Source organism: Nostoc sp. 2RC (genome assembly GCF_014222165.1).
Lineage (GTDB): Bacteria > Cyanobacteriota > Cyanobacteriia > Cyanobacteriales > Nostocaceae > Nostoc > Nostoc linckia.
On record NZ_JACKZU010000320.1, the window covers coordinates 1 to 9,738 of the forward strand.

Here is a 9,738-nt window from a genome sequence, read left to right on the forward strand (position 1 = left end):
AATTTATGCTTCCCCCTCCTTCCTCCCACACTTCCTAAAAAGCCCAATACCCCATACTTCTCTGCGAGAGGCTGCGCCAACGGCTACGCTCAGTACAAGTGCCCAATGTCCCATGCCCCACTTCACCAATCAATTCCTGGTATTGCTGAATCTGGTGTGAATTTCTTCGATACCTTGGCGCATTTTCACAACCAAGTTTGGAGAACGTAGTCTTTTGATGATGAACCACCCACAAGTGGCAAATATGTATAACAAAAACAAGTAGGGAAAAATATTGTAGGGAGCTTCGGGAACGGGGAAAAGTGTACTCCCAGGAATTCCCACACTGCCTAAAACGGGGATCGTCATGAATGCAACTCCGAGAATGGAAAACACGATATCTCGTAGTTGGAGTTTCCTAATTTTGTATAGATAAACTGGTGCTGCGACGGAAATCAAAATGTACACCGTTAAAAATCCGTAGCTACAAATTGCCCCCAAATAACCCATACTCTCGAATAACTTGATGTTAAATAGGGACATGACAGCAGGCACGAAAAATGTAATCAAGGAACACATCGTGACTGCAACGTGGGGGGTTTTGTTGGATGAGTGTGCTGTTCCCAATGAGGAATGGAATAAACCATGACGTGCCATTAGGAAAAAGATCCTAGCGGCTGGGTTAATACTGCCAAGGATGCAAGCAAAGAAGCTAAATAACGCACCCAAACCTACAAGTTGTCCCAAAAAGCCAACTCCCGCCTGTTGGGATAAAAAACCCAGAGGTTCCTCGATTTGAGTTATGGAGACGCCAGTACCACTAAACCCCAAGACTTCTATATAAGTCGTTGAAACGTAGAACAGACCGGCGAGGATGACGCTACCCATTACAGATTTAGGGATTGTTTGTAATGGTTTTTTTGCTTCATCCCCAAGCGATGTGGCACTTTCAAAGCCAGAAAAAGCAAACATTACCAATACCAGTCCTGTGGCCACACTACCTGGAGTTGTACCAGAGAGGGTTAGTTGGGACATATCCAATGCAAAACCTTTGTGTGCCCAAATTATTATGCATAAGATTGCAATCAATAGGACTGAAGCTGCTTCCATCCACAGCATTGCTACAGCTGAAAGTTGGATATCTTTATAGGCTGCATACCAGGAAATCCCTGCACCGATGGCCAACAATGTAATACTGGAGGGATGAATGCCCAAATGACCAATTAAAGCACCGCTGAAGTTGGCAAAACCGCACAAAACAGACATGCCTGTAAATAAATAAGCCAGCACCAAACTCCAACCACAAATTACACCTGCTGTGGAACCAAGTCCTTTGGAAATATAAGAATATAGCGAACCTGGAGAAGCCGAACGACTAGCAAATTGGTTGATGTTGATACTGACAAATAACAACCCCATCAAACCAATCAGAAAACTCAGCCAAGTCCCGTTTCCTGAAAGTGCAACGATTAAACCAATATTAGATGCTGGTATCGTCGTCGGTGCAATCACAGCAAAAGATTGGGCCAATACTTCTGAAAAAGAAAGACAATCTGGTTTTAAACCATAAATACTTTGATGGGATGATTTTTCTGTTTTCATTGAGCAAGTTTTAATCTCTTTAAAAGACACATATATCGATAGAGTTGCGGGAATTAACCCTAGTTTTTGAGTAAAATCTTTCTTTGCCAGTTGCCGATTTCGACTTATAGATATGGATATATCTTGGATTTACATACCTATATCTTTAGTTTTATTTCTCTAGATGGATTTAATACTACCCGATGTATTTCTTACAATCAAGTATTCATAAAAATCTGGACTTAATTTTTATCAGCATGATATTTCAAAATAATTTTTGCTCATGAAAATTAGAACAATAGTTAAAAACAAGTTAAAAATAATACCCAGTTAATCGCTAGGAATTATTGGAATTTAATTTTTCGAGAAGCTGAAATAATTGTATAGCAAGATAAATAGGATAAATAACTAGATTAGTATTGGTAATGTACGGGTATTATATTAACTTCTGATTTGACATTTGCAAAAAACAGTTTAAATGATATGCAAAATTGAAATTAATATTTGTAATCTCCCAAAAAACCGATGACTTAGGGGTGATTTTTGAGAAAGATTTAAGATTTAAGATGAGTGAGGATGTTGACGATTGTGTTTAAAATGTCATCAACTACAATCTTGAAAACTTGGAAGCAAAACATGAAAATCTTTAAATATTTTTTGATGGCGGTTTTATTACTTCTAAATCTAGTCTTTGCTGAACCTTCCTTAGCCGATCGCCCAAAATATTCGGAAAATCCTGATTATATAAATTTGACTGAAGAGTTAAATAATTTGCAAACTCTCAAAGAAACACACACTCAATTAGATGGCGCAACATCAGAGCAAATTGACCAAAAAATCAATGAATTAGAGTTGCAAAAATATGCCTTTGAATCGGGAATCGACTGGGGTCAATGTAGCAATCAAACAGGAAAGACTCTAGCTATCTACGGCCCCGAACCAGATGTTGATGATGATGAATACTCCGAAGGGGCCGCACTGTATTTTCTTGGTAATGGTCAGACAACCCAAGATAGATGGAATTGCAAGGGAGTTTATTTACCAAATGATGTTACAGCGATCGCTTCTGGTATAGGGGGACAACAGGAAGAATTAGCTGGTGGTGTGGTGATTAAGGTTCCCAACGGAACGAACTTAGTTTTAAAGACAAATCCAGATACCGGGGTGATAGAATTCAATCAAGCCGGTACTAAAATTTTGAAATCTGGTGAAGTGAATTGGTTTATCCCGAATGTACCGCAAGATATTGTAGATGCGCGAGTAACTAACGCACCAACTAAGAAGGCTTAAAATTTTGGTATCCAAAGTATTGATTGACTAGGGTAACTCCAAAAAATAAATTATTTCGCTTGGGGTTGTTGACTGTCAACCATCAACAGTCAAGGCTTCGACTCCGCTCAGCCTTGACCCTGAGCGAAGTCGTACCACTACGTGGAAGCAAGCTACGCGTAGCGGCGACCATAGGAGAAGGGTCAACAATCTTCTGTGGAATATTTTTTTATTTGGAAGTCTCTTACCTGAAATATGCTGTATGCTGATTTATTTATACGTACTTAGTTGAGAATATTATGACTGAGCAATATGACACTATTGGTAGTACCTACGAGCAGTACAAAAATAAAGCTACATTACCAATAGTTGAAAATTTTATGTTCTTTAATATACTTGGCAATTTTCAAGAAAAAACTATTTTAGACTTAGCTTGTGGCACAGGTTTTTATACCAGGTTATTGAGAAAAGGAGGATCTGCAAAAATTGTTGGTGTAGATATATCCGAAGAAATGATCGGTCTTGCACGCCAGCAAGAACAGAATCACCCACTGGGTATTGAGTATCAAGCGTTTGATATTGTTAAACTCCCCAAACTTGGTAACTTTGATTTAGTAACTGCAATTTATCTTTTGAATTACGCAGAAAATAGAGAACATCTACTAAAAATGTTTCAAAAAATTCGGAATAATTTAGTAGAAAATGGACGTTTGGTTGCCGTGACGATTCATCCAGACTTTTGTTTGAACAAGTCTAACTATACCAAATATGGGATGACAGTTTTGAAACAAGAAAAATTTTCAGAAGGCTATTATTCTGAAGCTGAATTTCATACAGAACCACCTTTTTTACTTAAATATTTTGGCTTGAGTCAGTTGGTTTATGAATGGGCTGCTACGGAAGCTGGATTTAAAAAAGTGACATGGCATTCTATAGAAATTCCTCCGAAAGCCATAGAAGATTATCCACAAGATTATTGGCGTGATTTTTTAGAAAATCCTTTGATTATTGGCTTAAGTTGTGAAAACTAATTGTTTTTGATAGCAATAATCAAGGAACAAATGATAAAATAGAGAAGTTTTAACTCAGGCTTTTAACTAAAGAATATGCAACTTTCGATGCATATTAGCTGAGCAATTTTTTTTCTTCTGGTAGTAAGGTAGTTTCTTCTTTGGCGGGTTGTTGATCCACAAATTTGGCTGTAGTTAAATAAGGCTTGATAATTAAACTCACACCAATTGCCCAAGCTGATGCAAGCATCCAACCGGCAAGAATATCACTAGGAAAATGAACGCCTAAATAAAGACGACACCATGCAATAGCTATTACATATAAGCTACCGAAGATGAAAATTAATCGACGCCACGGGGTAGCCCAACTTAAGATGAGGAAAATAGCAACCAGAGTGATACTTGCAATAGCATGACCACTGGGAAATGCAAAACTCAATTCTGGTGCAATGGAGTCCCACAAATGAGGACGGACTCGATGCATTAATTCCTTACCTATGCGGCTGATGATGACACTTCCCATTGAAAGCGTGAGTACATAAGCTAGTGATCGCCACCGTTTTTGCAGTAGTAGTATTAGTGCGATGACAGCTGCAATTATACTGCTTGTGAAAGGCGAACCAATTCTAGCCAGCATTACTGCTAAAACATCCAATTGTGGGTTTTGTGTAGAGTGAACCGCCAATAAAGTAGCCACATCCCACGGAAAGCCATCTCCATTTTTCCATACCTCAACAGCCAAAATTTCAAACACCTGCAAAGGTAAATATACTCCTATCAAGAGGAGTAAGAGCGATCGCCAACGGGCAATCAATAAATTTTTCAGAAAAGAAAAAAACGATGGACTTCCTTGATTTGGTTTTTTGAGACTTTGCATAATATTTTTGAACTTTGACTAGTTACCTTATTTCCTATGCCCCTACTGGTAATTTATTTCAATCAAGTATTCAATGTCATCTATCACTAGTGAATACTTTTACTAGAATTTTGAAAAGTTCCACAATGTTTACAGTACGGCAAATGTTGATAAGTGAGATTATGGCAGTTTTCGCATTCTAAATATTGATAATAACCGCAGTGGGGGCAGTAGGAATCGCTACGCCGAATTTTTTTAGCACAGTTGACACAAAGTGATTTTTGAACTCTGTTGGCTGCTTGGACTTTAGGGTTAAAGACAAATTTTTGAAAAAACTTGATAATTCCAAAACCAATAAGTGGAATCAGCAAGATATAAACATAATTAATTAAGAAAAGTAATCCGCCAAAAATCTGGCTAATAATATCAAAAATAAATTGGAATATTGCCCCAATTTGTAAAAATTCAAATACTTTCGCTAACAGAGGGATAAAAAATATAACTAGCAAATGCCAGCTAATTAGAGAAATTAGCCCATATCCTCTTCCTTCGGCAAATCTATGAACCGATAAGGCAATAATAATTAGCGGTAGCAAAAAAAGTAACTGAAACCCAAGTTGAATACTTGGATACCAAAACGATGCTTTTTTATAACCTTTTTCGACTTCTAAAAATTGATTTTCATCTTTAATAAATGTAAGAAAACCAGTACTTTCTGATTTAGTTAATAGTTGATTTTGCAGATTAGAATTTTCCTGCTTCAGTGTAGAAATTCGGCTGTTATTTTTATCTAACTCTTGTTTAGCTTTTTCAGCACTGACTTGATTAATTGATTGTTCGCGGGGCTGACCTGCAATTTTTTCTAAGAGAGTAGAATCATATTTAGCACGAATATCGCGATTGGTTTGTTCTAATCTACTGATTTGCGTTTGTTTTTGTTCAATAGTTTTGATGATTTGCTGATTTTGCGGATTGTTAATCTTATCTTTATACTCGCCATACTTTAAACATGTTCCATCAACTTCGCCGAGATGTCCTATTTGTGCTTGTTGATAATTTTGCTGAAAACTATACTTAGTGTTTCCACTATAAAAAAATGAAAGCTTGACAATTTCATAATCCTTATCTTTAGTATTTTTTCCCCGGTAGTTTTGCCACTCCGAATAACATGGATAAGCTTCACTGGGACTGATATGCCATCTACTAATATCATCCAGTCCGACAAAAACATTAACTAAGATAAAAATATCAATGAAAATAATCACAATCAAACTCACTTTATTTAGTGGTTCGTTGTTGATTTTTCTTGATTTATTAAAAAATTGACGCAAAAAACGGCGGATTCTGGCAAACATGTTGTATTTATAATCACTGGTAATTTAATCAAGATTCATTTTACGCGATCGCCATGTAATGCCAATTCTTTGTAAACTTCCAGCGAATAATTCTTAACTTGTTTCTTCCTTTGCGTCCTTAGTGGTAGCCTACGGCAAGTCACAAAGCATCTAAATTTAATCAAAATAAAATATATTTATTAAAACACTCGTTGAAAACCCTTGAGTAACAGGCGCGTAGCGCCGTATTACGTACTTTAGGCAAGGGACGAAAACGGTTTGAGGTGTTTACGCCTGGGTCAGGTTTTGATAAAATTAAGTCTAACAGGAACGGTAATCAACCTGTATAAAAACCTAACTGCCTAGCGGCAATCTGTACCTTGACAATTGAAGATATGGGGTTCTATTCCATAGTTCTAGTTCCTGCCCAGGAATAGGTAAAATCTTCTCTGCGAGACGCTTCGCGTACATGGGGGCTAGACGACACAGAATTAACTCAAACAAATTTTGGAGTAATCCACTACCGAGGGGCACTCGGAAAGTAACGCTTGAGGAGAGAACCACCTCTAGTTTAGATACCGCAAGGGGTCTAATCTAAGTGGACTCGTTGAACCAAGAATCCCTTCGCCTTTAGGCAAGGGAGTGTCAATAAAATCATCCTACCCCTAAAAGGGGATGTGCTAACACAAAAGACTGTTGGCTGTCAACCGTCAACAGTTAACAGCCAACATGAAAAAATGTGCTACCCCATTAAACCTACTTCGCTGCGAAGTAAGCTTCTAGTGCTTCAGAACCGCCAATTAATTTACCATTGATAAAGACTTGGGGGACTGTTGTTGCACCTGTAACTGCTCGTAAAGAGCGTGTGGTAATATCCTTACCTAAAGTAATTTCTTCGTAATCTAATCCATGTTCCTTGAGCAGAGCCTTAGCACGGGCGCAGAAAGGGCAACCCACTTTGGCAAACAGAGAAACTATTTCTGGCTTAACTGCTTTGGGGTTGATATATCTGAGCATTGTTTCTGCATCAGACACCTTAAAGGGATCTCCTGGCTCTTCTGGTTCAATGAACATCTGATCGATGACACCATCTTTCACCAGCATAGAATAACGCCACGATCGCTTACCAAATCCCAAGTCTGATTTATCCACCAGCATTCCCATACCTTCAGTAAATTCACCATTACCATCGGGAATTAGTGTAATATTTTCTGCTTCTTGATCCTTTGCCCATTCGTTCATCACAAAAGTATCATTCACAGAAATACAAATAATGTCATCCACACCATTTTCTTTGAAAACCTTAGCCAATTCGTTGTAACCAGGGAGGTGAGTGGAGGAACAAGTGGGAGTATAAGCACCTGGTAAGGAAAAGACAACTACCGTCTTGTTGGCGAATAACTCATCAGTTGTCACATCTACCCACTCATTGTTTTGACGGGTATGAAAAGTAACATTGGGAACTCTTTGTCCTTTGTGATTAGGCAACATAATTTTACTTTCTGAACTAATCAATATCCAGTAATAACCTAAGATGAGATTACTGGACTAATTTACCTATCAATTGGCTAAGAAACTTCATTAATCAACCAGTGGTCAGAATTGAGAATGGCATACACCCAGTTTGTTAAGAGTAGTGATGAATTAATGAAATCTTAACAAGGCAGAATTTTTGAATTGTGTTTCGTGCAGAAGGGGAAGCCTTGAAACCAATATTGATACCAAATTGGCATAGGAAGTATTGCTTCAAATTCTGGAACTTTTTAGTAAAGGCTTTGATCCAAAATTCAAAATCCCAAATCCCAAATTGGTATTATTACTCAATTAGACTTTAATTTATTCTGAATTCTGACTCCTGACTTCTGAATTCTTCTGGATAAATGGAACGATGGCTGCTACAAATTCAGCAGTTGATTCGTATGGTAAAACATTGCGCCCATTTATTTTGATGCCTTCACCTTGAGGTAAATGAGCCAAGTAGTCAGCTAAGCGTTCATTTGGCGTTTCTTTTTTGCCTTCTTCGCTAATACTTGATGCTGTTTCTCCCACAACTACTAATGTTGGCTGCTGGATAGTAGCAATTAAAATACTATAATCCCGTCGCCAAAACCCTGCTAAAAAAGAAAACACTGCATGGCGACTGGCGATATTTTCCGCACCTGCAACCAAAGTATTTATCCATTCTGTATCGACAGCACTATCAAAAGCAAATAGTTGGCGAGTCGAGAAAGAACGTAAAAATTTTGGCGTGCGTGCATAACGATAAAAACCATTGCCAAAAGGCGAATCTAACAAATTCCACAGGAGTTTTTGCTGCCATTTTGGTGATTTTTTGGTAATTACAGGCCATGCTGGAGGCCCAGAAAGTACAATTCCAGCGATTAAATTTGATGCCTTTTGCACTAATTCAATGGCCACTGGAAACAACGCACCTTGTACCACTAAAATCACAGGTTTTTGCACTATTGTTTGCAAAAAGTATTGCAATTGTTCTGCCCAATCACTAGGAGTGTAAGCCACATGGGGCATATCACTTTCACCACATCCTAGTAAATCGGGATTGTAAATCAAATTTCGCTGACCTGAATTGTACCATTGGCTTTGAAATCTTTGCCAGAATTGCCGTGATAATCCGACACCAATGGGATGAATTAACACTAAAGGAAGACCCTGGGGTATTGTATTACTTGGTTGATGAACTTCGTAAGCACAACGATAATTCTGCCAAGTGTAAAATTGGCTAGGAGATGCTGTTAAATCGGTTGTCTTAGCTACAGCAGATGGTTGCATAATTCCTAGTTTAATACTTGCTAAAAAATCATCTGTGGATGAATCAATTCGTATCCGGCTTCTTTGAGCTTTTCATTAGATACCCAAGCATTATATGGGCGAGTACTGGTAACAGAGGTATCCCATACAACTGGAGGTAAATGATGTTTGGCAAATAAGCGATCGAGCAAATCTCGGCTGGTGAGATGTGCGTCATCCACTAAATTATAAACACCTTCTAAGCGACGGTGACGGGCAAATTCGATGGCAGCAACAATATCATCTAGATGAATCCAATTTGTGATATCCTCGCCAGTGCCCGGACGACTTGTACCAGAATATCTACCAAATATTTTCAGCAATTCTCTGCCAGTGCCATAAATTCCTCCCAAACGGAAGATACAAACCCGCAAATTTTCGTTAGATGCTGATAGCAACACATCCTCAGTTTTGCGGAGAATTTGGGCATTTAAATTAGCAGGTGCAAGTGGTGTTTCTTCATCTACCCAGACACCATTTCTATCACCATATACCGCATAACTTCCCGTGTAGATTAATTGCTTTACATTGGGAATATACCGCAAGACGGAAACTAAAGTATTGGCAGTTTGCAGATAAGTTTCTTCATAAACCTCCGCACTCTTGGCACCAACACTCAAAAGTACAACATCTTGATTTTGTAAAACAGATTTTAAACTATCTGGGTCATTACCTTTAGTAACTACAACTCTTTGGGCTACTGATTGTAATACAGAAACACGCTCAGGAGAAGTTGTGGTTGCAGTGACAACAAAATTCATATTTTGCTGCCAATATTGAGCAACTTTATAACCAACATAACCACAACCAATGATTGCAACATTCATGACAAGTTAAGTGAGTCTGCGTAAAAATTTGTCGTGGGATAAAAGAGATGAGGGGATGGGGAGATGGGGAGGGG

The 9,738-nt window shown here is 38.2% G+C and carries 8 protein-coding genes; 2 read left to right on the plus strand and 6 right to left on the minus strand.

Features of this window, described 5'->3' with window-relative positions:
* Positions 1-129: 129 nt before the first annotated feature.
* A complete protein-coding gene (locus GNE10_RS26655) occupies positions 130-1,581 on the minus strand; it encodes an APC family permease (protein ID WP_185568353.1) in 1,452 nt (483 codons plus the stop codon).
* A gap of 615 nt (positions 1,582-2,196) precedes the next feature.
* Between GNE10_RS26655 and GNE10_RS26660 the strand changes: the two genes are divergently transcribed.
* Entirely contained in the window at positions 2,197-2,850 is a 654-nt protein-coding gene (locus GNE10_RS26660; protein WP_185568355.1) for a hypothetical protein, read from the plus strand.
* Between the two features lie 278 nt (positions 2,851-3,128).
* The gene (locus tag GNE10_RS26665; RefSeq protein WP_185568358.1) at positions 3,129-3,860 is read left to right on the plus strand and encodes a class I SAM-dependent methyltransferase; all 732 of its coding nucleotides are present in this window, start codon (positions 3,129-3,131) and stop codon (positions 3,858-3,860) included.
* Between the two features lie 94 nt (positions 3,861-3,954).
* On the opposite strand, the gene GNE10_RS26670 is transcribed toward GNE10_RS26665, so the two are convergent.
* From GNE10_RS26670 to GNE10_RS26690, 5 genes are all read right to left on the minus strand, one after another.
* Entirely contained in the window at positions 3,955-4,716 is a 762-nt protein-coding gene (locus tag GNE10_RS26670; RefSeq protein WP_185568361.1) for a phosphatase PAP2 family protein, read from the minus strand.
* Between the two features lie 86 nt (positions 4,717-4,802).
* Positions 4,803-6,050, minus strand: coding sequence for a hypothetical protein (locus GNE10_RS26675; protein WP_185568364.1), 1,248 nt, complete (start codon positions 6,048-6,050; stop codon positions 4,803-4,805).
* A 735-nt stretch (positions 6,051-6,785) separates the two neighbouring features.
* The gene (locus tag GNE10_RS26680; protein ID WP_185568367.1) at positions 6,786-7,520 is read right to left on the minus strand and encodes a redoxin family protein; all 735 of its coding nucleotides are present in this window, start codon (positions 7,518-7,520) and stop codon (positions 6,786-6,788) included.
* 345 nt (positions 7,521-7,865) lie between these two features.
* Positions 7,866-8,819, minus strand: coding sequence for an alpha/beta fold hydrolase (locus GNE10_RS26685; protein WP_185568370.1), 954 nt, complete (start codon positions 8,817-8,819; stop codon positions 7,866-7,868).
* 20 nt (positions 8,820-8,839) lie between these two features.
* Positions 8,840-9,664, minus strand: a complete 825-nt coding sequence (locus tag GNE10_RS26690; RefSeq protein ID WP_185568373.1) for an SDR family oxidoreductase — start codon at positions 9,662-9,664, stop codon at positions 8,840-8,842.
* Positions 9,665-9,738 lie beyond the last annotated feature (74 nt).

Coding starts and splice junctions, on each gene's coding strand:
- GNE10_RS26690 (WP_185568373.1), bottom strand. CDS start 9,664: ATGAATGTTGCAATCATTGGTTGTGGTTATGTTGGTTATAAAGTTGCT.
- GNE10_RS26675 (WP_185568364.1), bottom strand. CDS start 6,050: ATGTTTGCCAGAATCCGCCGTTTTTTGCGTCAATTTTTTAATAAATCA.
- GNE10_RS26665 (WP_185568358.1), top strand. CDS start 3,129: ATGACTGAGCAATATGACACTATTGGTAGTACCTACGAGCAGTACAAA.
- GNE10_RS26660 (WP_185568355.1), top strand. CDS start 2,197: ATGAAAATCTTTAAATATTTTTTGATGGCGGTTTTATTACTTCTAAAT.
- GNE10_RS26685 (WP_185568370.1), bottom strand. CDS start 8,819: ATGCAACCATCTGCTGTAGCTAAGACAACCGATTTAACAGCATCTCCT.
- GNE10_RS26680 (WP_185568367.1), bottom strand. CDS start 7,520: ATGTTGCCTAATCACAAAGGACAAAGAGTTCCCAATGTTACTTTTCAT.
- GNE10_RS26655 (WP_185568353.1), bottom strand. CDS start 1,581: ATGAAAACAGAAAAATCATCCCATCAAAGTATTTATGGTTTAAAACCA.
- GNE10_RS26670 (WP_185568361.1), bottom strand. CDS start 4,716: ATGCAAAGTCTCAAAAAACCAAATCAAGGAAGTCCATCGTTTTTTTCT.